Source organism: Leifsonia poae, assembly GCF_050632195.1.
In the GTDB taxonomy this organism is placed as follows: Bacteria; Actinomycetota; Actinomycetes; order Actinomycetales; family Microbacteriaceae; genus Leifsonia; species Leifsonia poae_C.
In genome coordinates, this window is the sequence record NZ_CP192580.1 from 3,518,518 (window position 1) to 3,541,877 (window position 23,360).

Below are 23,360 nucleotides of genomic sequence, written 5' to 3' on the forward strand. Positions count from 1 at the left end.
GTGATCTCGTAGGACCTCACAGCGGCGCACACGTTTGTAGTCAAAATGCTGTCAAAGGCAGACTGAGTGCGCATGTTCTATCAGGGGGCCGACAACGCTGAGCCGGTCGGCGGACATACCACCCGTGTTTGTTAGCGTGGAGCGGCAGCTTCTGGCCGCACCGTTCACCTCGGAGATGGGATGTTCGCCGTGACTGAACTCAGAGTACGACCGCGCGTCTGGATCGGCCTCGCGATCTGCGCCGCCTACCTCGTGGTGGTTTTTCTGATCCAGCTCGCCTCCGGCATCCCGTACACCGCCTGGGGGGACAGCGCGGAGAATCTGTTCCTCGGGGCAGACATCTCACTGATTGTCGCCGGCGCCCTGCTCGCGATCACTACGAGCGTGCTCGGCTGGTGGCGGCCGGCCCTCGTTGACGAGCATCGGAGTAGGTACGCGTGGCCGATCGTCGCACCGGCACTCTTCGCGCTGCTTGCTGTCGTGAATTTGGCGCTGACGGACTGGGGATCGGTCGGCACACCGTTCATCGGCGCGGCGGCCCTGCTCCTGTTGGTTGGATTCACCGAAGAGCTCACAATCCGCGGCCTTCTTCTGGTCGCACTGCGGAGCAGACTCGCAGAGGGCTGGGTGTGGTTCCTCAGCTCGCTGATATTCGCGCTCCTCCACGGTGTGAATGTGCTGCTCGGCGCCGATCTCTTCGGAACAATCGAACAGATGCTTTTCGCGTTCGCCGTGGGCAGCGCGTACTACATCGTCCGCCGCGTGACCGGCTCGCTGATCCCGGCCATGATTCTGCATGCCGTCTGGGATTTTTCAGTCTTCATGGTTACTCAAGGCCATCCGACCGACCTGGCCCAGATCGTCAACGCGGTGATCCCGATCGCCGGGCTGCTGACGCTCGTATGCGTACCATTCGTGATCCGCGGTACCGCGAGACCGGCTGCGGCATTGCGATCGGGGCGGAAGTTGGAGTAGTCGACGCCCGGTTCCGGGTCGCGCGCTACGGGCGAACCGGCGTGGCGGCTCCCTGGCCGACGACCGTCGTCCATGGCCGGGCCACCCACTCGCGGACGACGCCCCCGACGACGTAGGGATCGACTTCCGCGAAGTTCTGGGCAAGCTTCACCGCGTCATCCCCGGCGAAGACGAGGAGGCCCGAGTACGGCCCCTCCCCCAGCGCACCGCCCAGCACGAGATCGCCCCGGTCGACCGCCGCCCACGCCACCTCGAGATGTGCCGCTCGATACTCTTCACGCGCTTCGAGATAGTCGTCGCCGTAGGTGTACTCGAGCACCGCGTGGGTGAGCGCCATTTCTTTCGTCCCTCCAATGACTGGTTTCACCATTGTCTCGCACGCTTCGGCATGGATTGTGTTTCCGCCGCAACCCATCAAGACCGTTCGCACGAGTGAGCCGACGGCCTGGCTACACGAGTAGCAGGCAGGCCGGCGTGGGCACGGATGCGAGCGAGAGGAACTCCAGCGTCCGCGTGTCCTCGTCGAAGCCGAAGACGGCAACGCTGTCACTGTCCTGATTGGCGACGATGACGCGGCGCGCATCCTGAGACAGGATGAGGTCTCGTGGTGCACCGCCACGGCTCGGCTCGCTCGCCACGAGGACCAGACCGGCCACCGGGTCGAACGAGAACACGGCGACCGTGTCGTCCCCTCGGTTTGTGGCGAACACGGTGCCGCCGGTGGGCGAGACCCGCACGGCTGCGGTCGCACTCTCGCCGACCGCATTCAAGGGCCGAGTGGATGCGCTGCCGGCCCGCTCGAACCGGTCGCCGTCGCGCCGCAGAACGTCGACCGTGTTGCCGAGCTCGTTGACGACGAACGCGTGCTGTCCGTCGGGGTGGAACGCCAGATGTCGTGGCCCCGCGGCCCCGGACGAGATCGTCGCGTCCGGGCGCAGGGTCAGCTTCCCGTCAGGGGCGAATCCGTAGAAGAGCACCTGGCCGAGTCCCAAGTCGACGACGACGAGGTCTCCGGTGACGTCGTCGAAGATCACCTGATGCACGTGCGGGCTCTCCTGGCGGCGCGCATCCGGACCGCTGCCGTGATGCTGCACGAAGGCGACCCGTTCGCCGAGAGCGCCGTCGTCGTGGAGCGCGATTACCGAAATCGAGCCGCCGCTGTACGTGCCGACGACCAGGAACCGTTCGCTCGGGTCGAGTGTGAGGTGGTCGGGCTCGGCACCGCCCGCCGATGCCGTGCCGAGCAAGGTGAGCGAGCCTGCGGAATAGCGGGCGAAAGCGGCGACGCCTCCACCCGGTGTCGTCTCCATCACCGAATAGACACGGGAGCCGTCGGTACTGGCGGTGAGCCACGACGGGTTCGGCAATTGAGCCGCGACCTCCGCTCTGGCGACGTTGTCCCCGTCGAAGACCGCGCTCACGATGCCATCGGCGTGACCGTCGACGTCGGGGACCTTCTGTGTGTATGCGCCGATGAGGAGTGCGCTCGTCATCACCCCATCCTCTCAGGGACGGTGCTCAAGGCAGCGTCATCGTCATCCGAGCAGCGCTTCGAGCTCCGGAAGCCGGGCGAACATGTCGGGGAGGCCGCGGAGGCCGTTGCGGACGGACTCCTGCGACAGTGCGAGGTCGGGGCCGGTGCTGGCTGCGACCGGGGCGAGGCAGCGAAGGATGTTCCACCTCGTGTGACCCAGCCAGCTGTCGATCATGTACACGAACCAACTCCGGGCCTGTCGGCGGGAGCGTTCCGCCCCCGTCGACATAACCCTCGAGGACCGACCGGAAGACGGTCGACTCGATCTGGTCGAACCCCGGTCCCTTGGCGATACTGAGCGCAGTCGATCCGAGCTCACCAGCCAGGTCGAGCATGCCCGAGAGCTCCCAGTCGAGCACGACCGGCCGACTGTCGCGAGCGAGCAGGTTCCACGGTTGAATGTCCCTGTGGGTGAGCACAATGGGACCCGGCCGTTCGCACGTGTCAACGAAATGGGCGATCGCGAGGAGGGTCTCGACCTGGGAAGCGAGTTCGTCGGCCCACGGCTGTCCGGTCGCCGCCGCTCGCTCGGCGAGTTCGGGCCAGTCACGAGCGGGCTGGGGCACGAGCGACTCGGGGGCCCACTGGACGTCGAGCGCGTGGATGCGCGCAAGGATCTCACCGACCTCGAACGCGTACGCCGCTGACACCGGCGCTTCTGGCACCGTTTCCCCCTCGACCCACCGGTGAACAAGCGTGTGACGGCTGGCCGATATGGGCTCTGGCATGGGGATGCCGGCGGCAAAAGCTGCTCGCTCGAACCGGAAAACGTCCTCGACGCGGTACGTCCAGCGGCGATCCACGAGGTTCAACTCCTTCACCGAGAACGAACCGCAGTCGGTGTCGAGCCGGTACATCCTGTTAGCGAAGCCACCGTGGACGCGGATCATCGGCCCGAGGGGCGTGCCGAGATCCGACAGATTCACCCACACAATCTAGTGCTGAAAGTTCGTCGGCACACCGGAAATCGCCCGGGGCGACGCAGGCTCCCGCAGCCAATCCTTGATCGGACGGCTCTCCGAATTGCAGCGCTCCGGCGTGCCCTGTGAGGGGAGAGTCGAACGCTACGCGTGCGGCCGGTTGAAGCGCAGGGCGCGCACCCGATCTCGTCGCGTGATCGTCAACGTCCCTCATCGGACTGTCGCGAGCACGCTCCATCGGTTTCTGCGCCGCGGCCTCCGGCGAGGCCGGCGACAGAACGAGCCATTTGAGATCCTCCACGACACGAAAAAGGACAGACTTCGTGGCAGAAAGACAATCCTTCTGGCGGTCGAACGGCGCCACTGTGGATGCGCGCAGAAGATTGGCCCAATCAGCAGCCCTCAAGTGCTTTCGCCAGCAGATTATCCGCGATCTATGCCAAATAAATTGTCCGGGGGCCATAACGTGCAAGCCGTCCCGCTAGAGGATCCCTCAGCGGGCAGCGGGCAGCGGGCCTGCTAGCGCTCGCTGCCGGCAGGCCCGCTTGATCAGGCGCCCTCGACGGGGAGCCACAGCTCGCAGGTGGCCGTGCTGAAGTTCTCGGCCCGGTCGAGTACCGCGACGATGGATGGCCCGGGCCGGAGCCGCCACGGGTTCGACGGGAACCAGTCGGTCGCGGTCGCAGCCCAAGCCTCCTGTAGTGCGGTCGGATACTCACCTTCGGTGCGGAACACTGCCCACGTGCCGGCGGGTACCTCGATCGTGTCGAGATCGTCGTCCACTGTGTCTATGCCTGTGACGGCTACTCCGTGCAGGTAGGTCAGCTCACTTCCCTCGGTGTAGTCCGGGTCGACGTCGGCGCTGACCTGGAGCAGGCCGGCTGGTTCGGTGTCGCTCAGGGCTCTAAGTCGTGCGTGCTCCGCTGCCGGCAGGGAGGCGATGTGGGATTGGATGTGGGGGTTGATGCCCTCGTGGATGAGTGGCACGCGAGTGGCGTGGCCGACCAGGTGAAAGGCCGGTCGATCGGTGATTCGGGTGTGCATGGTGATGTTCCCTTCTACGGTCAGGCGGAACCTGAGCTGCGGTTGCGTTCGAAGGGGGCCGCCGTTTCGCTTGACGTCGCCGACGCTGGCACCGTGCACAGAGCGGAACGCCCGACCAAACGCCTCGGTCGAGCCGTAGCCGTATCGCACCGCGATACTCAGCAGGTCGTCGTCTCCGAGAACCTTTGCTGCCGCGACGGACATCCGGCGACGACGGACGTACTCTGACAGCGGCATCCCGGCCAGCGACGAGAACATCCGCCGGAGGTGGTACTCCGTCGTGCCGAGCTCACTCGCTAGCGCCGCCACGTCGAGGTCGTCGTCCAGATGGTCCTCGACCAGCTCTACCAGTTTGTTCAACTCCGCGATCATGCCGCCTCCTTCGACACCCACACTTCCGGGTCGTCACGATCGGCACCCTACTATCGCGGTCCGATCTGATCGCCTACGTCCTCTAGAACGTGCCCGTTAGACGGTCGACGTCCGAACGACGTTGCGCTGCAAAAGCGAGAGCGACGATGCCAGCAACTAGCCGAAAGCTGAATGCGACGACTCTCCTGAACGAGTACTACATACCGGCCAGCGCTTGCGGAGCTCATCGGACACATAGCTGGTCGCACGATTCTTGACGTCGGTTGTGGCTCAGATCCGATCTCCGCGATGGTGGCGACAATCACACCTCGTTCTTCTCCGACCCCCTCGCGTTTGTCGGGGAGCCGCGTAGCGTTGGCGCCGTTACAGAGCGACGCCGAGGGGATATCGGATATACGCCAGCATCTGTCGATCGACCGATGGAGGCAGGAAAATGAAGGCAGTAGTGTACGAAGGTCCGCGCACGGTCACCGTCCAGGACGTACCGGATGCGCGCATAGAACGTCCGACCGACGTCCTGGTGCAGATCACCACGACCAACATTTGCGGGTCGGACCTGCACATGTACGAGGGCAGGACCGACTTCGAGACAGGGCGATGGTTTGGGCACGAAAACATGGGCCAGGTCATCGAGGTCGGCGACGGCGTCGACAAGGTGCAGGTCGGCGACTACGTCGTCCTCCCGTTCAACGTGGCATGCGGCCACTGCAAGAACTGTGAGCGCGGTCTCACCAATTACTGCCTGACCGCGCAGCCGAACCCGGCCTGGGCGGGAGCCGCCTACGGGTTCGCCGACATGGGACCGTGGGCCGGCGGCCAGGCCGAGTTGCTGCGGGTGCCGTGGGGCGACTTCAACTGTCTGCGGCTCGGGGAGGATGCCGAGGAGCGGCAGACCGATTACGTCATGCTGGCCGACATCTTCCCGACCGGCTACCACGCGACGGAGATGGCGCACGTCAAGCCGGGTGATCAGACAGTCATCTACGGTGCAGGACCGGTCGGGGCGATGGCGGCATACTCGGCGATCATCAAGGGCGCGAGCAAGGTCATGGTCGTCGACCGGCACCCTGACCGGTTGAAGAAGATCGAAGAAATCGGCGCGATCGCGATCGACGACTCGAAGGTCGACCCGGTCGAGGCGGTGAACGAGATGACTATGGGGCTCGGCGCAGACAACGGATGCGAGTGCGTGGGGTACCAAGCCCACGACACCGAAGGACACGAGCACGCGAATATGACGCTGAACCGGCTGGTGCAGTCGGTCCGGTTTACGGGCGAGATCGGGGTGGTCGGCGTCTACATTCCGCAGGACCCCGGCGGTGCCGACGAGTTGGCCAAGCAAGGCGAGGTGGCCTTCGATTTCGGTGAGTTCTGGTTCCGAGGCCAGAAGATGGGCAGCGGCCAGTGCCCCGTCAAGCGATACAACCGCCAATTGCGCGACCTCATCGCCGGCGAGAAGGCGAAGCCATCCTGGATCGTCAGCCATGAACTCCAACTCGATGAAGCGCCCGACGCATACGAACACTTCGACAATCGCGACGACGGATGGACGAAGGTCGTGCTGCACCCGGCAAACGCATAGGACGACGGCAACAGGGCACGGGCGGTGCCGCTCTCGCGTGCACCGCCCCTGTCAGTCGGATCGATAACGGCTTCGCGTCAGCCAAAGATCGTGGCGTGGGCCCGCGTGGTGAGGAGATCGGACTGATCAAGCGTCCAGGCAGGACCGGAGCGGACGCCTAGGGCCAACACGAAGCTACCGCTGAGCTTGGCCGAGGCCAGAGTATTCGCGCAGTGTGCAGTGTTTCCAATCGAACGACCAGACCCTCCCCTGGCGCGACGAAGAAGAAGCCGGCCAGGATCTCCACCGCAACCCCTGCCGCCATACCCCGCCGCAGTCGTATGAGACCGCCCTCCCGCCAGACCAGGAATGGCGCCAGTCAAAACACCCCGATCGGCGCCTGACTATAGAGTCTCCACCACTCCATACAATCCTCTTGATCGTCCAACTCGATGCCCTGAGTGATATGAAATTGGATCCTGCGGCTCGGGCGGCTGCGCACGAACCTTCATAGGCCCACGCGAATGGAGGGGTTTGACGCGAATGGGGCGAGCAGGTTCTGAAAAAACAAGTGACTGGCGCAATCGGCTAGTGCGAGAGGAGTATGTGGTTCATTGAGAGTGAGGGCGGGGCATGGCTGATCAGAAGAGCCCGTCGCCGGCGACGGTGGCAGCAATCGCGGAAGCGAAGTTGCAGTACGCGATGGATGACGTTCAGGACTATGTGGATGCTGAACGCGGTTTGATAGCACCCTTGCCGGGTCCCGTTATGGGGGCGGACGGCCACATCATCGTCGACCCGACCTTGCAGTCCTTTCTGGCGGCAGAGCAGCCGGATTCCGTGGACGCGAGTCTGTGTCGCTGAGCACGAAAGCGCGCTTCGCGGACCCGTTGCTTGAGCCCGGCGAGGACGGTCGCGTAGTCCTCCGGAAGCGCCAGATCAGGTCATGCAGGGAGCCTATCCGGTGCCGCCGACTTCTCACCTGGCCGACCCTCCACGGTTCAAGTGTGGGCAAATCGTGGGCAAATGGCAGTTTCGGACCAAGCAAAACCCCCGGATCCCTTGTAAACACGGGGATCGCGGGGGTTTCACGATGGCGGTACCGGTGGGATTTGAACCTAAAGGTGAGGTCCTTTCATTCATTGGAAATCCGCCCACAGCCCAGTGTTTGCAAGGGTTTTTGAGTGATTATGGGTCAGGATGCATCAGCACAAACCCTCTTGAAAAGGGGGGCAAATGGGGGGCTGGGCGGTAGTCTCCGCTCATGGATGACGATTTCGCGAAGGCCACGAGCGACTACCAGCGGCCGATGGGCGACGATGAATCACTCAGTGAGTACCTCGACCGCATGCACCTTGCCCTTCCTCCCGCCGATTACCCGATCACCGCCAACCTCGTGGCGTTCGTGAAGGCAAGCGTTGACGCGTACGAGACGGTCGACACCGGCGACATGGCCACGCAGCTTCTTGGTGCGGTGTTCGCGCTGGAGACGCGCGTCGCAGCGTTGGAGCACCGCCAGGGGTAGCAGGCCCCTGTGCGCCTGGTGGGGGTGGGATTTCGTCCCCCTCCGATGAGGTAACACCCGCAGGTTGGGTTGAGCGCCTGTACGAGGCGCGTGCGGTGCCGCAGGGAAAACCGGTGGTGACGTCACTACCGGTTTCGCAGGAGCAAGAGTGGTGACGGCACTACTCTTGCACGCCCGGATAGCACCACGGGGAACGCAAAAGCCCCCCGCCCGAAAGGACGAGGGGCCTCGTCGCACCGATCGATGCGACGAGCAGGTGCTGCTACTCCGTGACGGGCACCAGGTCGATGTACCGTCCACGCACCCCCATCGGGCTCATGCCCAGGTCCTTCGCGATGGCCGCCCACGACTCACCTGCGGCCCGCCGCTTCTCCACCAGCTTCCGTTCGGCCTTCCGCTCCGGCGTGCTGGCCGGGTCGATCTTGGCGGGCTTGGCTACGGGCTTCGTGGCGGGGGTCGTGGTGGTGTTCGTCATGGTTGCCTCCTACAGGCGCTCGGCCCCGGGCGGGGCGCTTCGTAGGTACGACCTTCCAGGCGAAGACTGGGCAGAAACTGTCGACGGGCTACTTGCCCGCCCCTTCCAACGCGGACAGTTCGCGCACGATTTCGTTGACAGCCAACAGGCTCTCGTATTCCCACTTCTTGAAGTCCTTCTCCTGTGGGTCATCGAGCATCTTCCTCAGGGCTTCGTCGGTCACGTTCATGCGCCGTTTCCACAGCCTGGGTATGCGCTTCTCGCCGAGGAGGCCCACCAGCGCCATCTGTTCAGCTCCGAGTCGGGCCCGCTCAAGAGGGTCCGTCGATCCTCCCCGGCTGGTGTTGGTGAGGAGGCGCATCGCAAGGTCCAACTCACCCCGGAGGCTCTGGAACTTCCGTTCCCGGGAGGCCTCCTCCGCCGCCGCGCGCCGATCCTTCGCTGCGATGCATAAGGCGATGATCGAGGAGCCAACGGCTGCGATGACGACAGCAATCTGGATGATGTCCGATGTGGTGAGTGGGTCCATACGCTCATCTTGCCGGTGCGGTGCCCTCGCGCGCGCGTCCAGGGGGTGCCTTGTTTTGCGGGGGTACCGGTTCACTACCGGGAAGAGTGATGCGGTGGTGCGCAGCTTGCGATGTTGACTCCTTGCCGAGGGCTTGCGTTGTGCGAGGCGTGGGGGGTCCCTGCGTGCGGTGGGGATGCTGGGTCATCACCTGCGACCGCTGCGCCGCGCAGGTGGGCGTACAGCGCGCATGGTGGAGGCCCGCAGTCTCATGGAAGGAACTGCGGGCCTCGCGCTAATCCGCTTAGCACCTGCATCGTATGTCGCTGGTGCTGTGGTGGCTAGCTCTCTGCGCTGAGGATGGCGAGGCGTAGTGCCAGGGTCTGGGTGGCTGGACTGCGGGGTGTGCTCTTGACCGCGACGACGCTGGTGTCTTGGTTGGCTCCGACCGGGACCAACGAGATTTCGTAGAGGCGGACCTCCTGAAGCTCGTTGGCTTCGGTCCCCCTCCCGCCTTCACGGGTCCGGAGGTGATGGTGTCGTAGGCGAAGGACAACTGGTTGAGCCGCCTGCCTTTCACGAGGCTGTAGACCTGCTGCGCTGTCGGGGTGTCATCGAACTTGCCGTGGACCTTGAGCCCGTGGTCGTCTTCGGCCAGGTCGAGGGTGGCCCCGACGTTCATCGAAGGGTCGTCGGACCGGTGGCCGTAGAGCACCGGGACAACGTTGCCGCTGGCTTTCCAGTCCTTGATGGTCTGCGCGAACGCACCCTGTTTCACCACGTCGCCGTACGCGTCGGGCGTGGTGGTCCAGGTGCTGGCGTATGCGATGAACTCGCCGTCGCCGAGCCCGTCAGCCGGCCCCGCCTTGAGGCCGGTCATCGGGGTGATCTTCGTCTTCATGTCACGCCCCTGCGGTGAGGGTGACCTTGACCAAGCCGCTGGGGCGCAGGATGTCCTGGTTTGCCCTCGTTTCGGCACGGGCCACCAGTTGGTTCTGCTCGAACGCGGTACCGGGTGTTCCCCAGTCCACCCGCATCTGCCCGTCGGTGGACAACTGCACCGCTCCCTGACCGACCGCCCAGGCGGTGCCCGCGGGGACGGCTGCGGTGGGGACAACGGCCACACCCCACGCCTGCTGACGGCCCGCGTTGACCGGGGAACCATCGACGGCCCAGTCGAACGCACCACTCGAATTTCGGGCCAGTTGCGCGGCCTCAAAATCGCCGGGTGCGACCGCGAAGAACGACGGGACGATGCCGACGCCCTGCAGGGAGGTGATCGCGGAGCGGAGGCCGGAAATCAAGTCGGGTGCTGCAGGCACAACCTGCACCCCGCTCTGAGACGCCCAGCCGTGGAACTCTTCGCCCACGCCGGTGCCGTTCACGACCTGGTCTTCGATTGCCCGCTGCACCGCGTAGGACAGCGTGGAGCTGAGGTACTGCTGCAGCGTGGACGAGTCCTCTAGGGCAAAGCGATCTACGGCGTCTGAGAGTGTTGCAACCACCCGCAAGTGATCGTCCACCGAGGTGATCGTGATGGCCGACACCGGCTTCGTTCCACCCGGAGCCACCACGCCCGCATTCGGCGTGAACGCGGACTCCTGGAGGTAGCGATACACGGCGGTGCGCTGCACCGCAGGGATGGCCTCCAGCAGGGACAGCGGGCGCGGCTGCCGGGCTGGATGGCGGGGAGCAGTTCGGTGCCGAGGACGACGCTGCCGGTGCTGATGACGGCTTTGCTGCCTGCGGGCCGGAACGCCGAGAACGCTTTAGCCGGGACGCCGCGCAGGGACAGATGCTTGGACCCGAATTCGGCGGGGCCGTCCTGGTCGGCGCTGTCCGGACTGTACGCGTTCTCAAACTTGTGAATGATGGCCCCGGAACGCTCCGACGCCTTGATGCTGGCATCGAGTCCGGACACCTGGTCGAGGTAGGCGGTGGCCTGGGTCTGTTCGGCGTCGGTGAGGTCGCGGTCTTTCGCGCCGTCGATGATGGTGCGGGCTTGGTCGAGCAGCGTCGCGCGCTGCTCCTGCAGGGTGGGCATGAGTGCTCCGAGGGGATGCGAAAACGACGCGCCAGGACTGGCGCTTGGATGTCGCTTCTGCTCGCCTTGGCCCACACCAGGGTTCGCTGTCCTGGTCAGGCTCCTCGAAGGGCGTCTGCTTGCCCGGTCGCGTCCCGGCCCGGCTGTCCGGCTCCTCGGTCTTGACCTGCGACGGTTCCTCGACCTTGGCCGGAGAGCGGGTGGGGTGCTCTCGTGCTACCTCAAAGAATACGCGGTGTTATGTGCTGACGGAAGGGTTCACGGCTGGGGATGCCACTTGCGTGCATCCCAAGCGTCGGCGTTCTCCACCGGCACCCACATCCACTCGATGGGGGTTCCGGTGTCGTCGTAGGCCAGCGGCACCTCGCGCATGCCGGGAGGGTCCTCGTCACCGAGGAAGCTCATCCGTCTTCACCTTCGTCCGTGACCTCTATCACGGCTTCCAGGTCGGTGTCGAGGATGGCGAGCTGCAGCACACGCTCCGCGTCGATGCCCGGGTGACCCTCCTCCAAGTTCCCGACGGCGATGCCCGCGAGGGTGTCGATGACCTGGATGACTTCCGGGCCGAGCGGAATCGTGCTCATCAGTCGCACCCATTCGTCCTCGTCTTGGCGTTTGCGAGCCAACATCAATTCCAAGGCAATGGTGTTCGGGTTCATCATCGCTTCTTCGCTCTCAGACATGACTTCCTCTCGTCGTATGGGTCCTGCTCTGGCACCCCTATGGGTCTCACCATGGGACCCCTACCCAGGTCTCATGGTGAGACCTGGGTCAACAGGTGGGGTGGCTGGTGAAGCCGTCACTGACGACCGCAGGGTGCAGGGGCAGGCCGCACACCGTGCAGCGCGCCCCGGACCAGCCGGCCTCGGTCAGGCAGGACTCGCACACGCCGAACGGGTCAGTCACCTGGTCATGGTTTGGGCACAACGGGGCTCGACGTTCGGATGCTAGATCTAGCAGCCAACGGTACGGCTGGCCGGGCGTCCTGGTTGCCCACTCCACCGCGCTCATGACAGCCACCCCTCCCGCGACACCCACCGGTTTTCCACCGGGTCGAACTGGGCACCACGGCCACGAAGGTGCTCGGGGACCTCGTTGCCGTTCTTGTCGTACTCGTCTTCTTCCTGTGTGTCCTGCGGACGGTCCCGCGGACTGTCCTGCGGTCTGTCGGGTACGGGTACGGGTACGGGTACGGGAACCTCTACGGCCTGCCCAAACGACAAGGAAGTAGGGGTGGACGCGGACAGGGACAGGGGCTGGATCTGGGACGCAACGATGTCGCAGTTCTCGGGGGTGCAGTACGAGTGGTTGTCTTTGGCGTGCGCTCGCTGGCGTTGCTTGCGGAGTCGATCCTTCTCTTGCGCTGCCGGGTGGGTTCGTCGGGGACGTGGTTCTCGATGCCGATGATGTGCACGCCGTCCGGGATGGGCTGCAGCAGGCCTGCGGTGAGGAGGCCGCGTAGTGCCGTGTCGGGGTCGTCCACGTCGGAGGCGCGTCGGGCGTCGGAGAGTCGAAGGTTGCCGTCCCAGTTTTCGTTGCGGCAGCAGTAGACGATCATGCCGATGAGGTGCCACCGTTCGGGGAGGGTGAGTGCGAGGATGTCGTCGCGTTCGGTCCAGTTGTCATCGAATCGAGCCCACACCATCAGGTGTCCCCTTCCGCAGTGTCGGCGGCCAGGCTTACGATGCTCGTGCGAGCACGGCCCGTCCGGCTGCTTGCGATCTGATAGGTGCTGGTGGCCCGCCGCGGCGAACGGCGGGCTTCCGTCTGTCCGGGGCTCATCGCGCACCCTCCCCGACCGTCCGGCCACGCGGCCCGATCACCGTGACCGGTCGGTCAGGTGTCCGGTCACTGGACACCTGGGAGTGATCCACTCCCACCACGGGGGCACCCTCGTTGTGCCCGGGCTGGACCGTAGACGCCGATCTGACAACGGCAGCAGCATCCCCGGCTACTGAGACACCCTCCGATGCTGTAGTGCTCATTTCAGGACGTTCCGGCCAGGACGACCCCGAGGCTGCTGACCCTTCCACGGTGCGCCACATGTTCGGACGCCGCGTCGGCAGCAACGCCACCAGCGGAGCACACACCAGGCACGGCGGATGCTCAAGCCGGCCGAACCCGATCTGGTGCCCCCACGCCAGTTGTGCGGAGCAGCGTGTGCACAGCCCGTAGCGCAGCGCGTTGTTCCTCGTGGTCTCCCAGGTGGTCGCCTGGCGAGGCGTTTCCGGGGCGTCGTGATAGCGGGTCATGCGGCATCACTGCCGTCCCTCGTGCTCGTGTGCAGCCGCGATTCAAGCCACTCCTGCAGCTTGTCCTCCGGATACACGACCTTCTTGTGGGACAGCTTGATGTAGGGCGGCCCGGTTCCCTTGACGCGAAGCTCGGCCCAGTACGCGGGTGTGGTGTCCGGGACCAGCTCGCAAAGCTGAGCGATCAGTAGAAGTAGGACCATCGCGGTTCCTCCCCTGGGTGGGTGGTGATGGGTGCTCAAGGTAGGCCGATGGTTGTGGGTATGTCAACTCTGGGGTAATCTTACCCATTATGGGAGAAAACAACGAACCCGCGTCAACCGGCCAGATTGCAGCCGACCGGCTGCGATCCATTCGCACCGGCCAGCAGATGAGTCTTCGCCAGCTGGCCGAACGGGTCAACGCCCTCGGGTACCCGTTGAGCCTGGCCATGATCAACAGGATCGAGCTGGGCTTGCGGCGCATGGATGTCGATGACCTCACCGCACTGGCAGCGGCTCTCGGCGTCGCCCCTGCCGCCTTGCTCATGGACCTGGACGTCCGCAGTCAATCGGACATCGTTTCCGCGACGGGTGTGCAGGGTGACGCGGAGGCCATGTGGGACTGGCTCACCGGGCAGAAACCTCCGCCCGGTTATGACGACGACGACGAGGTGTTCAGGCACATTCGCTTCGGCCTACCCTTCTGGATTCGTGCCGGTGCAGCCCAGATGACCTGGCAGGACTTCCTGTCAGCAGGTGTAGAGCCAGAAGAGCGGGCGAGATGGATCGCTGATCGCCTGGGCAACGACATCGCCCCCGGACCCGAAGGGGCGAAGTGATGGGAACCGTAAAGCCGTACGACACCAGCGGGGGCAAGCGCTTCAGGGCGCGTTGGTATAACCCTGAAGGGCGCCGGGAGGAGAAGTGGGGGTTCACCACGAAGCGGGAAGCCGACGACTTCGTTGCCCAGCAGCGCACCAGCATCGTGCGCGGCGACTACGTGGAAGCGAACGCGGGCCGGGTCACCGTCGCGCAGTTGGGTGCGGAATGGTTGGCCGCGCAGACGCGACACAAGCCGTCATACCGGCGCACCGTGGAGAGCACCTGGCGCATCCACGTCCTGCCCCGCTGGGGCGACGTGCAGATCGGTCGGATTCGGCACAGCGCAGTGCGGGACTGGATCGCGGAACTCACCGAGGAGAAGAGCCCGTCAACAGTCCTGCGGGCCCACGGCATCCTTGCCGCGATCCTCGACAACGCGATGGCCGACCGGCTGCTGAGCAGCAACCCGTCACGCGGCCTGAAGAACCTGCCTCGGAGGCAGATGCACCGGCACCCCTACCTGACGCATGCGCAGGTCGAGCTGCTGGCCAGCCACAGCCGCGAGCATGCGACCCTGGTGCGCTTCCTCGCCTACACCGGCCTTCGCTGGGGTGAAGCGACAGGCCTGCGGGTGCAGGACCTGGATGCGCTGCGGCGCAGGGTGTTCGTGACGGAGAACGCGGTCGCAGTCGGTTGGGAAATTGTCACCGGCTCACCGAAGTCGCATGAGCTGCGCTCCGTCCCCGTCCCGGCATTCCTGATCGAGGAGTTGAGCCGCCTCTGCATCGGCAAGCGCCGCGACCACCTCATCTTCGGTCACGGCACCGACCATGTGCGGAGCCCGGACAGCAGGCGCGGCTGGTACGTCGCCGCCATCAGGGACGCGCAGCAGGTCGACCCGTTGCTCCCCCGCCTCACCCTGCACGACCTGCGGCACACTGCCGCAAGCCTGGCGGTCAGCGCCGGGGCGAACGTGAAGGCGGTGCAGCGCATGCTGGGTCACAAGAGCGCAGCGATGACGTTGGACGTGTACGCGGACCTGTTCGATGACGACCTGGACGCCGTGGGCAGCGCCTTGGACGTGGCGCGCACTGCAGCGAACAGGGGGCAAATGGGGGCAAAGCCGTTTGACCGATACGCAAAAGGCCCTGCATCCCAGTGTTTACAAGGGATGTAGGGCCTTCGCTTTGGCGGTACCGGTGGGATTTGAACTCTAGTTCGGGCCCTTGTGATCCTTGGTGCCTGGCCAAACTTCCGCGGAAAATCAACGAAGTTGAGCTCCTGTGATCTCTTACGACCTCATAAGAACTCACACGTTTGTAGTCAAAATGTAGTCAAACGGCAGATTTTCGGAGCTTGGGCTCTGGTGAACGCGTGCCTGCCGAACCCGTCGACGGATCGTACGCCGCACGCGTGGGTCCTGAACTCTAGCCGCGGCCCAGCCCACGCCTACTAGATGTCCCGAACCGGGAAATTCCGGTACTCGTGGACGGTCTTGGACATCGCAGGATCCCCTCGGATTTCACCCGAGTGTCAAATTGTTGTCACGCCCGCGTGCCAACGTCCCAGTGAACAACCGGCCGTTCGGCAACGGTTTTGAGCGACCCGCGTTATCGAGTCCGCGCCTTGTACTTTGCGCGCGCCTCTTCAAAGTACGCATCATCCTTCTTGGCCAGATAGGAAACTGCCTCGTGCGAGTAGACGTGGCTGGGAGCGGTGTCATGCTTCCAGGCATAGCGTCGATCTTCTTTCAACCTGTCGAACCAGATTGCGGCGTCGCGATCGTAATTGGTGAGAGGGCGGCCGATCTTCCTCTTCGAATTGACCAGAGCCAGTAGCGCGGTCGCGCTAAGCGGGTGCCCCTTGTTGGGATCGTAGGCGCGCGTCACAACCTTGCCGGAGGCGTCCTGATTGACGGCCACGGACAAGTCCGCGGCACTCGCCTGCTTCTTGTCGTGCAGGTTCACGTCGTAGTACGTGTAGATCCGGCCCGTATCGCCGCCAGCGTGTTCGACTGATTCGATGCCCTTTCGAAGCTCTGCGAGGAACTCGTTAATGGCTGGGACAGCCCTCGAGTCTGGATCGACCCGCATGAACTGCACCGCTTCGCTTGGGGTTGTCGCGCCGAGAGGCAATAGGTCCCACGTAATTGACTCCGCGATGTCCTTGCCGCTGACGATCACCAGGAAGTCGCGAAAATTGAGCACGGTCTGCTGGAGGTACGAATAGACGACCGCGCCGAGGCCATCGGCGTTATAAAGGTGTGTGGCGCGATTTCTGAACTCTTGAAGGCCTTGTATGTTCACTGAAACGGCGGCTCCATCCAGAGCCGCTGGCCACAGTTTGCGGTTGCGCGCAATCTCCAGGCACTGGTCGAGCGTCAGCGATTCGTACGGGCGCCCCCTTTGTTTCTTCTTGAAGATGCGGATCTTGTTTTGCCGCAGTAGACCCTTGAGCGCAAGCTCCCATGCGTTCACGACCAGGATGACTGTGATTTCGTTGCGGTAAGCGATGCGCGGCTTGTTGAAGAGCTCAATGGCTGACAACATCGCGGAGTGCGCGTTGTCAAACAGCTTGACGTGTGAAACGTAAGGTGGACCGGCCATGGAAGCCCTCTCATTGCCACCCGATGCGGCTCAGAAACCCAGCGGCTTTGCGGAATTCTCAGCATACTGATCCCGGCTAGCGCCCGGTTCGACCGTATTTGCTGAAGGGCAAAACTAGGGGCGTGGTTCGTCTGCCTGGCCTGTTGATCGTAGTTCGCTCTCGCGGTTGCGTGCCGGGCTTTCGCGGCATATCCTCGCTGCGCTCCGGTATTCCACGTCCCGGCACTCCGCCCGCTCCCGCTCTCCTTCGATCCCCTTGCCAGACAGGCGAACAAGAACAGTTGATCGGAGAAGAAACACATGAACGACACCACCACCGTTGCGGGCACCATCGAGCACCTCGACCCGCACACCCTCGTCATCGAAGCCAATGTGCGGCTTTCCGCACCGATCACTCCCGCATTCGTACAGAGCATCCGCGAGAACGGAGTCCTCACGCCGGTACTGGGACACCGTGGCGCGAACGGCACCATTCAAGTGCGGGCTGGGCAGCGGCGCGTCTTCGCGGCGCGCGAGGCCGGATTCACGACTATCCCGGTCTACCTCGTCGACGCGGATGATGTCACCGCGGAGCGGATCGTGCAGCAGATGGTCGAGAACGACCAACGGGAAGCCCTCACGGACGGCGACCGGGCCGCCGCGTTCCAGCAGCTCGCGTTCGAAGGCCTCGCCGTCACGGCAATCGCGCGCCGCACCGGCACCAGGGCGAAGGACGTCAAGACCGCTCTCGCGGTGGTCGAGAACGCCTCCGCGGCGAGCGCTCTTCAGGAACATCCGCTCACGCTGGATCAGGCGGCAATCCTGATCGAGTTCGACGCCGATGAGGAGGTCCGGGCCGATCTGATCGGGGTCGCAACGAAGGATCCGGCGCAGTTTGCGCATGCAGCGCAGCGAGCTCGTGATGAAAAGGCTCGCGCTAAGGTCAAGTCTGGCGTCGAAGCCGACCTGGCCGGACTTGGGTACATCATCCTGGAGAGCGACCCGGGCTACTACGACACCGAGTACACCCGCATCAGCGAACTGCTGACCGCCGACGAGCAGCGCGTCACCATCGAATTGATCGAAAACGTGGGCGGCCGCGCTGCGCACGTGCGCGTGTACGCGGACGGCGACGCCAACGTCACCTACTTCCTCCGCGACGCGAAGGCTGCCGGATTCCACACCTACGGCGGTAGCCAGTCCAAGTCCGGTCCGATGACGGAGGAGGAGAAGGCAGAACGTCGCACCCTGATCGCCAACAACAAGGCCTGGGCATCCGCCGAAGTCGTCCGCCGCGAATGGCTGACCAGTCTCCTGTCCCGCAAGGCCCTGCCGAAGGATGCTGTCGTCGTGATCGCGAAGGGGCTCACCGTCCACCGGCAAGCGATCAGCACAGCAACCCGTGAGGGCAACGAACTCGCCCAGCAGCTGCTCGGACTCGAACCGTCCAGCTACTTCGAGAACGACAAGCTCGCCACACTCATCGAGCAGACACGCGCCAAGGCGCAACAGGTCGCTCTGTCCATCGTGCTGGGCGCGTGCGAGTCCGTCACCAGCAAGCAGACCTGGCGCTACCCGTCCCCGACAGACGCGGACTACTTCACACAACTTGCCGCCTGGGGTTACGGCCTCAGCGAGGTCGAGCAGATCGTCACCACGACAACGACGAGCACGGACGACGATGAAGGGGCGTCCGTGAGTACTAGCGAAAACGACTGACGGACCGAAGCCGGGTCCCGCCCAAGAGGGCGGGACCCGATCCAGTTACCGCAATCGAGCTCAGAACAATTCGTGGGCTCCAGCAACCGGAGCGGCCGGCCCGAGCATCGGGCCACCGCGCTGGGGCACGCGGTTGAACGCCAGAAACGGGACGCACGCCGTTTCCGCCGTCAGCGCGGCCAGCCGGCCGATCGGCGTGCGCGGGTCGGCGGCAATCGCCCACCCATCCATCACATACCGGCTGATGGTCTCCACGCACTCCCGTCTCTCTTCCGCGGTCGGGTCCGTGGATCCTTCCACGCCGATGAGTCCTCCTTGCAGTTCCGGGCCCATGTTTTTGGTGTTAATGATGAATACCCGCATCCCAATCCACTCCCCTTGGTCGATCGACCCTTCTATGGGTCGGTGTCAAATTGGTCTGCCGGGCCGGCCGACCAGGTGGGGGCGTTTGTGCTGTCCTGCTCCTGATCGTTTTTCTTGCCGTTCCGGCACAAAGATCGAGAGCGGGCGGAGGCAGCGCAGTGCCCGGAAGGAGCGGTTGCTAAGCGCAAGGAGCGCAGCGAGTGAAGTCTGCAAAAAGCGACTGGAGGGAACGAAGCTGGCGGAGCTCGCTATGATCGGCTGCCGGATCGGAAAGAAAATCTAGGAAAACAGCACGCCGAAGGCGTTCCCTCCAGCGAAGACAGCGCCGCCTCCGCGCGGCTCCGCCCCCATCCGTCCTGTCAGGATTGCCGCGACGAGGAGCTCAGACGTTCGGCGTTGTGACCTCGAAGGTCGGCATGGTGTAGTTGCCGTCTTGGATGGCTTGGCTCGGTCCGTAAAGCCGGAGGATGAGGTAGGAGTCCTTTTCCGGGATGGGCAGGAAATTCGGGTTGTCGCCATTGATGTCGGTGTCCGAGCCGAGTTCGATCGTGTAGTAGCCGTCGGTATCGGGCGTAAGGGTGCGGTCGCCACGACTGTGCCGGTTGAGCGCGTTGTGCGCCATGAGACGGTTGTCGTCACCGTAGACGGTGAAGGACCAGAACTCGCTGACCTCCGGTGGAAGGAACCGTGCACGGTAGGTCTTCCCGTCGGCGCCGTTCAATGGGAGCCCATCGGACCCGGTCTCGGCTTTCAGATACACCGACTCGATCGGTGGAAGACCCCATTGACCGAGGAAGGTGCCCTCGGCGAACACGTCGCGCAGCTCGTGCTGCAAGTCGTCCCGTGTTCCTAGCAGCCGCTTCGAGTTCGTCATCTGCGGGGCGAGTGTGCGAATGCGTTCCATTCCGAGGCGCTGGCCGCGGTCGGCGGCCTCCAACTGGTTGGCGGTGAGCACGGTGTTGCCGGGTGCGAGGCCGGCGCCGTCGAGGTCGGCGAGCCAGTTCGCATCCGCTGTCGCCATGGACCCGTCGGCCAGGACGAAGTTCACCCGTTCCAGCCACGACGTCGTCGCGGGATCGGGGAACACTCGCTCCACGCGGTCGGGGGCCGACTGCCCAGTGACCTCGGACAGCGGCTGCAACAGCCATCGATCCTGCAGATCCCGTGCGACCACAAGGTCGTCACCGCCGATGGTCATGATCCGACCCATGACCTTTATCAGGTTCGACTCGGAGCGAACAACCTCATCGACCCCTTCGGGGACCTCACCGTCCCACTCGCGTGCGGCGAAGAGGAACCGGCCGCCCTTCACGCCGCGGGTGCGGGATCCGATCATCGCATTCGTGTAGTGCCCAAGATCCATCGTGTGCAGAATCCAGTATCGGCCCTCGTCGAAATCGGGGATCGTCACCAGCACCGGTTCGGCGGCGACGTCGAACCAGCCTTGGAGATGGAGGGTGTCGTTGTTGATCGTCGGGTGAGCGGTGTAGCTGTCATCGGCGAGATCCCGCAACTTCTGGAACGCATTGAACGGCAACCCCGGCGCCACTGTTGTCTCGTAGAGGAACTTGTAGGCCTCATCGATCGAGTAGCCGTACAAGTAGGCCGACGTGGCCAGATCGTCCGAAAGAGGCTCAAGCGTCATGGCTGAAGCCTAATTAGAGCATCCCATTCCCGCATAGGCGCCATCACGCCATCACCGCACTCAACTGCCGGAAGAGCTGACGGGCGATATAGCGCTTCAAGCTTCGCCGGACCTCGCGTTTGCTCTTGCCTTCGGCTAACCGTCTGGCCAGATAGTCGCGGGTCGCGGGATCGCAACTCAACCGGACACGGGCGATAACATCCAGCGCTCGGTTCAGCTGCCGGTCGCCGTGCCGATTGAGCCGATGCCTGGTCGTGTTCCCGCTCGAGGCTTCCAGCGGCGACGCTCCTGCCAGTGCGGCGAATGCTGCCTCGCTGCGGACGCGGCCTGGATGCGAGTAAGCAGTGACCAGGATCGCGCCAGTGACAGCGCCGACTCCAAGAAGCTCCTGCAGGCCGGGTGCGAGCTCCTGAACGTGACCGGCGAGCGCAGCCTGATTCTCCACGAGCTGCGTGGTGAGCGCTTGGACGGAGACGGCCAGCCGTCGAGCTTCCTGCCTGATGGTTGTCATCGCGGCGTCATCCGCAGCGCGCTGACGCCAGCCCGCGACCTCGCGGACCTGGCTATCGGTGAGCGGCTTACGGGCATTCATACCAAGATCGAACCCTCGGAGCAGGGCCGTCAACGCGTTCCGCTCCGCAGTCCGCCGACTGTCCATCGCCTGCCGGGCGACCAAGAGAACCCGCAGGGCCGCACGCGGAGTCGTCAGCCGTTCGACGTCAGAGGCCAGCGCGGTCCTGGCCGCGGCGATGGCGTCGATCTCGTCCGACTTGCCGCGGCCCGCGCGGGCGGTCCGCTTCGGCGGCCGGACGTCGCAAACGTCGACGCCGGCGGCGATCAGAGCCCGCCTGAGGCCCGACCCATAGGAACTCGCGCCCTCGATCGCGACCAGAACGCGGCCTTGGGCGCGTCGTCGCATCCAAGCCAGAGCTCGACTTAGGCCACGCGCCGTTGTCGGGAACGTCGCCGCGTCGAGTCGGCGGCCTGTGCCCGCTTCCAGCACGGCGTAGGTGTGTGTTCGTGCATGCGTGTCGACGCCGACGACGTGGTCATAGTGATCAGCCACGGAGCTCACTCCGATGGTCCCCTTCCGGTTGGCGAACAGTGCAGTTCATCGGTCTGGAAGTGTTCGAGGCGGAACTCTTATGAGTCACGCGAGCCGGTTAACCGGTCGCGGACGACCTTCTATCAAGCCATCGGAACAGACAAACCGACGCCCAGCTCAGCGCGCGGACAGATCGATCGAAAGGCACCCGAGGGCCACTTTTGTTTCGAGTCACGCGACGCCGAACCGAACGTCAGTCTGCCAGCCAGTCCCAGACCAACCGGTCTCATTAGAGTTTTGTTTGCCTTTCCGGCAAGGGGATCGATGGCGAGTGGGAGGTGCGGGAGGGCCGGGACCGTGGAACACCGGAGGGAGCGAAGCGAGTGAGGATATGCCGCGAAAGCCCGGAACGGAAGCACCGGGAACGAGCTACGATCAACGGCCGGGAAGACACACAAACGCGGTAGGAGCAGCGCCGCCAGCGGCGGCTCCATTCGTCTCTTACTGCCGGCGCCCGGCGGCGGTTCCAGTCGATCTCCGACGCCCCCGACTGCTTATCTCCCGGGAGATCGACTGGCGCGGGCGATTGCAAGGCGCCCGATTTCGCAATCCGCAGCGCCCAGCGAGCTCAGCTGTGCCATCGGGACAGCCGCCACCCTGACCTCATCTAAGGAGCCGCTTAGCGGCACAGCCCGTTTGGAGGTCTTTTGTGACCTTTCCGGCCGGTCATCATAGTTCGCTCCGCGCCTACGCCCCGGGCTTTCGCGGCATATCCTCATTCGCTGTGCTCCCTCCGGTATTCCACGACCCGAGCTCCGGCGCTCCCCCTCTCTATCGATTTCTCTCGCCGGAAGGCACAAAAAAACAGGCGTCCACCTCGAGGGAGAGAACCATGACCACCACCCGCCGACCCGGCACGACCATCGAAGAGGAAGAAGGCTCAGGCCGAAGCGCTACACAACTCGATCAGCGACCGGGTGCAGCAGCTGCGCAACTCCGACCGGTGGCGGGCGTTCCTGGACTTCGCAAAAGCCTTCCACGCTTACTCCCTGAACAACCTCCTGCTGATCCTCACTCAGAGGCCCGCGGCATCCCAGGTCGCCGGATTCCGCACATGGCAATCGCTCGGCCGACAGGTCCGCACGGGCGAGAAGGCCATCCGCATCTTCGGCTACAACACCAAAAAGATCACCGAGGAGGACGAGAACGGCGACGAAGTCGAGAAGCGGGTCGCCCGCTTCCCCATCCTCTCCGTGTTCGATATTGGACAGACCGACCTGGTGGACCGCGCCCGGGGCGCCGGAACGATCACGGCGCAGCTCACCGGGGCCGATGATTTCGGCATCGGAGATGCCCTCTCGGCCTACCTCATCCAGGAAGGCTGGACCGTCGAGCTCCGACCCATCGAGGGCCCCAAGAACGGCTACTCCAACCCCGACGAAATGGTGGTCGTCGTCGACGCCGACATGAGCCCCGAGCACATGGCCAAGACCTTGATTCACGAGGCCGCGCACATCATCCTGGGCCACACCGAGGACGTGGCCGGATACGTCGAGCACCGCGGGCTGATGGACACCGAAGCCGAGAGCGTCGCCTACGTCGTCGCCGGCCTGATCGGCTTCGACACCAGCGCCTACAGCATCGGCTACATCGCCGGATGGTCGGACGCAGACACCGACCTGATCAAAGCCACCGCTGCCCGCGTTCTCCGCGCCGCCCACCACATAGCCGGGATCCTCGACCCCGTCGACGAGGGCGACGACACCGAGCACGAGGCATGACTCCGGGGCTTACCGGTCACGAGGTCGGCTATCCCCGTTACCGACCGCGCTGTGGCGATCTCGGTGGGATTTGAACTCTAGTTCGTCCCGTCGTCGAGATGGATCACAGCCGCGTAAAGCACTGGATTCTAAATCCAACGCGAAGCCGAAACCTTTGCGACCGACACTCGAGCCGCTCGCCAACACCCCATTGGAGGAGCTCACGACCT

24 protein-coding genes and 1 pseudogene are annotated in these 23,360 nt (G+C 64.3%); 8 read left to right on the top strand and 17 right to left on the bottom strand.

Going from position 1 to position 23,360, the window contains the following annotated elements; genetic code table 11:
• Nucleotides 1-189: 189 nt before the first annotated feature.
• Nucleotides 190-975, top strand: a complete 786-nt coding sequence (locus ACQ86A_RS17720) for a CPBP family intramembrane glutamic endopeptidase (RefSeq protein ID WP_431278242.1) — start codon at nt 190-192, stop codon at nt 973-975.
• A 25-nt stretch (nt 976-1,000) separates the two neighbouring features.
• Here ACQ86A_RS17720 and ACQ86A_RS17725 read toward each other — a convergent pair whose 3' ends face one another.
• The 5 genes and pseudogenes from ACQ86A_RS17725 to ACQ86A_RS17745 form a co-directional block, all read right to left on the bottom strand.
• Nucleotides 1,001-1,312: a YciI-like protein gene (locus ACQ86A_RS17725; RefSeq protein ID WP_431278243.1), complete on the bottom strand. Its 312-nt coding sequence runs from the start codon at nt 1,310-1,312 to the stop codon at nt 1,001-1,003.
• A gap of 112 nt (nt 1,313-1,424) precedes the next feature.
• The gene (locus ACQ86A_RS17730) at nt 1,425-2,468 is read right to left on the bottom strand and encodes a lactonase family protein (RefSeq protein WP_431278244.1); all 1,044 of its coding nucleotides are present in this window, start codon (nt 2,466-2,468) and stop codon (nt 1,425-1,427) included.
• A 42-nt stretch (nt 2,469-2,510) separates the two neighbouring features.
• Entirely contained in the window at nt 2,511-2,684 is a 174-nt protein-coding gene (locus tag ACQ86A_RS17735) for a hypothetical protein (protein WP_431280516.1), read from the bottom strand.
• 157 nt (nt 2,685-2,841) lie between these two features.
• A pseudogene (locus ACQ86A_RS17740) lies at nt 2,842-3,399 on the bottom strand (phosphotransferase family protein); the annotation flags it as partial.
• A 579-nt stretch (nt 3,400-3,978) separates the two neighbouring features.
• Nucleotides 3,979-4,845 (bottom strand): AraC family transcriptional regulator, encoded by an 867-nt coding sequence (locus ACQ86A_RS17745; RefSeq protein ID WP_431278245.1) that lies wholly within the window; start codon nt 4,843-4,845, stop codon nt 3,979-3,981.
• Between the two features lie 433 nt (nt 4,846-5,278).
• On the opposite strand from ACQ86A_RS17745, the gene ACQ86A_RS17750 reads away from it, so the two are divergent.
• From ACQ86A_RS17750 to ACQ86A_RS17760, 3 genes are all read left to right on the top strand, one after another.
• Entirely contained in the window at nt 5,279-6,427 is a 1,149-nt protein-coding gene (locus ACQ86A_RS17750; RefSeq protein ID WP_431278246.1) for a glutathione-independent formaldehyde dehydrogenase, read from the top strand.
• A gap of 612 nt (nt 6,428-7,039) precedes the next feature.
• Nucleotides 7,040-7,270 carry a hypothetical protein gene (locus ACQ86A_RS17755; RefSeq protein ID WP_431278247.1) on the top strand — a complete coding sequence of 77 codons (231 nt, stop codon included), beginning with the start codon at nt 7,040-7,042 and terminating at the stop codon, nt 7,268-7,270.
• 400 nt (nt 7,271-7,670) lie between these two features.
• Nucleotides 7,671-7,931 (top strand): hypothetical protein, encoded by a 261-nt coding sequence (locus ACQ86A_RS17760; protein ID WP_431278248.1) that lies wholly within the window; start codon nt 7,671-7,673, stop codon nt 7,929-7,931.
• A 262-nt stretch (nt 7,932-8,193) separates the two neighbouring features.
• Here ACQ86A_RS17760 and ACQ86A_RS17765 read toward each other — a convergent pair whose 3' ends face one another.
• From ACQ86A_RS17765 to ACQ86A_RS17800, 8 genes are all read right to left on the bottom strand, one after another.
• Complete coding sequence (locus ACQ86A_RS17765) at nt 8,194-8,406, bottom strand: hypothetical protein (RefSeq protein ID WP_431278249.1); 213 nt, start codon at nt 8,404-8,406, stop codon at nt 8,194-8,196.
• A gap of 88 nt (nt 8,407-8,494) precedes the next feature.
• Nucleotides 8,495-8,935 carry a hypothetical protein gene (locus ACQ86A_RS17770; protein WP_431278250.1) on the bottom strand — a complete coding sequence of 147 codons (441 nt, stop codon included), beginning with the start codon at nt 8,933-8,935 and terminating at the stop codon, nt 8,495-8,497.
• 283 nt (nt 8,936-9,218) lie between these two features.
• The gene (locus tag ACQ86A_RS17775) at nt 9,219-9,815 is read right to left on the bottom strand and encodes an HK97 family phage prohead protease (protein WP_431278251.1); all 597 of its coding nucleotides are present in this window, start codon (nt 9,813-9,815) and stop codon (nt 9,219-9,221) included.
• Between the two features lies 1 nt (nt 9,816).
• Nucleotides 9,817-10,488 (bottom strand): phage major capsid protein, encoded by a 672-nt coding sequence (locus ACQ86A_RS17780; protein ID WP_431280480.1) that lies wholly within the window; start codon nt 10,486-10,488, stop codon nt 9,817-9,819.
• Nucleotides 10,392-10,958, bottom strand: a complete 567-nt coding sequence (locus ACQ86A_RS17785) for a hypothetical protein (RefSeq protein WP_431280517.1) — start codon at nt 10,956-10,958, stop codon at nt 10,392-10,394. The genes ACQ86A_RS17780 and ACQ86A_RS17785 overlap by 97 nt, the downstream gene beginning before the upstream one ends.
• A 258-nt stretch (nt 10,959-11,216) precedes the next feature.
• Nucleotides 11,217-11,363, bottom strand: coding sequence for a hypothetical protein (locus ACQ86A_RS17790; protein WP_431278252.1), 147 nt, complete (start codon nt 11,361-11,363; stop codon nt 11,217-11,219).
• Nucleotides 11,360-11,641 (bottom strand): hypothetical protein, encoded by a 282-nt coding sequence (locus tag ACQ86A_RS17795; RefSeq protein ID WP_431278253.1) that lies wholly within the window; start codon nt 11,639-11,641, stop codon nt 11,360-11,362. Before ACQ86A_RS17795 ends, ACQ86A_RS17790 begins: the two co-directional genes overlap by 4 nt.
• A gap of 1,565 nt (nt 11,642-13,206) precedes the next feature.
• Nucleotides 13,207-13,413, bottom strand: coding sequence for a helix-turn-helix transcriptional regulator (locus ACQ86A_RS17800; protein ID WP_431278254.1), 207 nt, complete (start codon nt 13,411-13,413; stop codon nt 13,207-13,209).
• An 89-nt stretch (nt 13,414-13,502) separates the two neighbouring features.
• On the opposite strand from ACQ86A_RS17800, the gene ACQ86A_RS17805 reads away from it, so the two are divergent.
• Together ACQ86A_RS17805 and ACQ86A_RS17810 are read left to right on the top strand one after the other, a co-directional pair.
• Nucleotides 13,503-14,030, top strand: coding sequence for a helix-turn-helix domain-containing protein (locus tag ACQ86A_RS17805; protein WP_431278255.1), 528 nt, complete (start codon nt 13,503-13,505; stop codon nt 14,028-14,030).
• The gene (locus ACQ86A_RS17810) at nt 14,030-15,190 is read left to right on the top strand and encodes a tyrosine-type recombinase/integrase (protein WP_431278256.1); all 1,161 of its coding nucleotides are present in this window, start codon (nt 14,030-14,032) and stop codon (nt 15,188-15,190) included. The genes ACQ86A_RS17805 and ACQ86A_RS17810 overlap by 1 nt, the downstream gene beginning before the upstream one ends.
• Nucleotides 15,191-15,623: 433 nt before the next feature.
• On the opposite strand, the gene ACQ86A_RS17815 is transcribed toward ACQ86A_RS17810, so the two are convergent.
• Nucleotides 15,624-16,619 (bottom strand): DUF3644 domain-containing protein, encoded by a 996-nt coding sequence (locus ACQ86A_RS17815; RefSeq protein ID WP_431278257.1) that lies wholly within the window; start codon nt 16,617-16,619, stop codon nt 15,624-15,626.
• 300 nt (nt 16,620-16,919) lie between these two features.
• Between ACQ86A_RS17815 and ACQ86A_RS17820 the strand changes: the two genes are divergently transcribed.
• On the top strand, nt 16,920-18,317 hold the full coding sequence (locus ACQ86A_RS17820) for a ParB/RepB/Spo0J family partition protein (RefSeq protein WP_431278258.1): 1,398 nt from the start codon (nt 16,920-16,922) through the stop codon (nt 18,315-18,317).
• A 60-nt stretch (nt 18,318-18,377) separates the two neighbouring features.
• On the opposite strand, the gene ACQ86A_RS17825 is transcribed toward ACQ86A_RS17820, so the two are convergent.
• The 3 genes from ACQ86A_RS17825 to ACQ86A_RS17835 all read right to left on the bottom strand — a co-directional run bounded on the left by ACQ86A_RS17825 (nt 18,378) and on the right by ACQ86A_RS17835 (nt 21,400).
• Complete coding sequence (locus ACQ86A_RS17825; protein ID WP_431278259.1) at nt 18,378-18,680, bottom strand: hypothetical protein; 303 nt, start codon at nt 18,678-18,680, stop codon at nt 18,378-18,380.
• Between the two features lie 382 nt (nt 18,681-19,062).
• A complete protein-coding gene (locus ACQ86A_RS17830; RefSeq protein ID WP_431278260.1) occupies nt 19,063-20,325 on the bottom strand; it encodes a DUF1254 domain-containing protein in 1,263 nt (420 codons plus the stop codon).
• Between the two features lie 43 nt (nt 20,326-20,368).
• Nucleotides 20,369-21,400, bottom strand: a complete 1,032-nt coding sequence (locus tag ACQ86A_RS17835; protein WP_431278261.1) for an IS110 family transposase — start codon at nt 21,398-21,400, stop codon at nt 20,369-20,371.
• A 947-nt stretch (nt 21,401-22,347) separates the two neighbouring features.
• Between ACQ86A_RS17835 and ACQ86A_RS17840 the strand changes: the two genes are divergently transcribed.
• A complete protein-coding gene (locus ACQ86A_RS17840) occupies nt 22,348-23,151 on the top strand; it encodes an ArdC-like ssDNA-binding domain-containing protein (protein WP_431278262.1) in 804 nt (267 codons plus the stop codon).
• The last annotated feature ends 209 nt before the right edge of the window (nt 23,152-23,360 follow it).

Coding starts and splice junctions, on each gene's coding strand:
- ACQ86A_RS17825 (WP_431278259.1), bottom strand. CDS start 18,680: ATGCGGGTATTCATCATTAACACCAAAAACATGGGCCCGGAACTGCAA.
- ACQ86A_RS17735 (WP_431280516.1), bottom strand. CDS start 2,684: ATGATCGACAGCTGGCTGGGTCACACGAGGTGGAACATCCTTCGCTGC.
- ACQ86A_RS17790 (WP_431278252.1), bottom strand. CDS start 11,363: ATGAGCTTCCTCGGTGACGAGGACCCTCCCGGCATGCGCGAGGTGCCG.
- ACQ86A_RS17765 (WP_431278249.1), bottom strand. CDS start 8,406: ATGACGAACACCACCACGACCCCCGCCACGAAGCCCGTAGCCAAGCCC.
- ACQ86A_RS17815 (WP_431278257.1), bottom strand. CDS start 16,619: ATGGCCGGTCCACCTTACGTTTCACACGTCAAGCTGTTTGACAACGCG.
- ACQ86A_RS17830 (WP_431278260.1), bottom strand. CDS start 20,325: ATGACGCTTGAGCCTCTTTCGGACGATCTGGCCACGTCGGCCTACTTG.
- ACQ86A_RS17760 (WP_431278248.1), top strand. CDS start 7,671: ATGGATGACGATTTCGCGAAGGCCACGAGCGACTACCAGCGGCCGATG.
- ACQ86A_RS17755 (WP_431278247.1), top strand. CDS start 7,040: ATGGCTGATCAGAAGAGCCCGTCGCCGGCGACGGTGGCAGCAATCGCG.
- ACQ86A_RS17745 (WP_431278245.1), bottom strand. CDS start 4,845: ATGATCGCGGAGTTGAACAAACTGGTAGAGCTGGTCGAGGACCATCTG.
- ACQ86A_RS17820 (WP_431278258.1), top strand. CDS start 16,920: ATGAACGACACCACCACCGTTGCGGGCACCATCGAGCACCTCGACCCG.
- ACQ86A_RS17775 (WP_431278251.1), bottom strand. CDS start 9,815: ATGAAGACGAAGATCACCCCGATGACCGGCCTCAAGGCGGGGCCGGCT.
- ACQ86A_RS17750 (WP_431278246.1), top strand. CDS start 5,279: ATGAAGGCAGTAGTGTACGAAGGTCCGCGCACGGTCACCGTCCAGGAC.
- ACQ86A_RS17785 (WP_431280517.1), bottom strand. CDS start 10,958: ATGCCCACCCTGCAGGAGCAGCGCGCGACGCTGCTCGACCAAGCCCGC.
- ACQ86A_RS17730 (WP_431278244.1), bottom strand. CDS start 2,468: ATGACGAGCGCACTCCTCATCGGCGCATACACACAGAAGGTCCCCGAC.
- ACQ86A_RS17810 (WP_431278256.1), top strand. CDS start 14,030: ATGGGAACCGTAAAGCCGTACGACACCAGCGGGGGCAAGCGCTTCAGG.
- ACQ86A_RS17800 (WP_431278254.1), bottom strand. CDS start 13,413: ATGGTCCTACTTCTACTGATCGCTCAGCTTTGCGAGCTGGTCCCGGAC.
- ACQ86A_RS17725 (WP_431278243.1), bottom strand. CDS start 1,312: ATGGCGCTCACCCACGCGGTGCTCGAGTACACCTACGGCGACGACTAT.
- ACQ86A_RS17795 (WP_431278253.1), bottom strand. CDS start 11,641: ATGTCTGAGAGCGAAGAAGCGATGATGAACCCGAACACCATTGCCTTG.
- ACQ86A_RS17805 (WP_431278255.1), top strand. CDS start 13,503: ATGGGAGAAAACAACGAACCCGCGTCAACCGGCCAGATTGCAGCCGAC.
- ACQ86A_RS17770 (WP_431278250.1), bottom strand. CDS start 8,935: ATGGACCCACTCACCACATCGGACATCATCCAGATTGCTGTCGTCATC.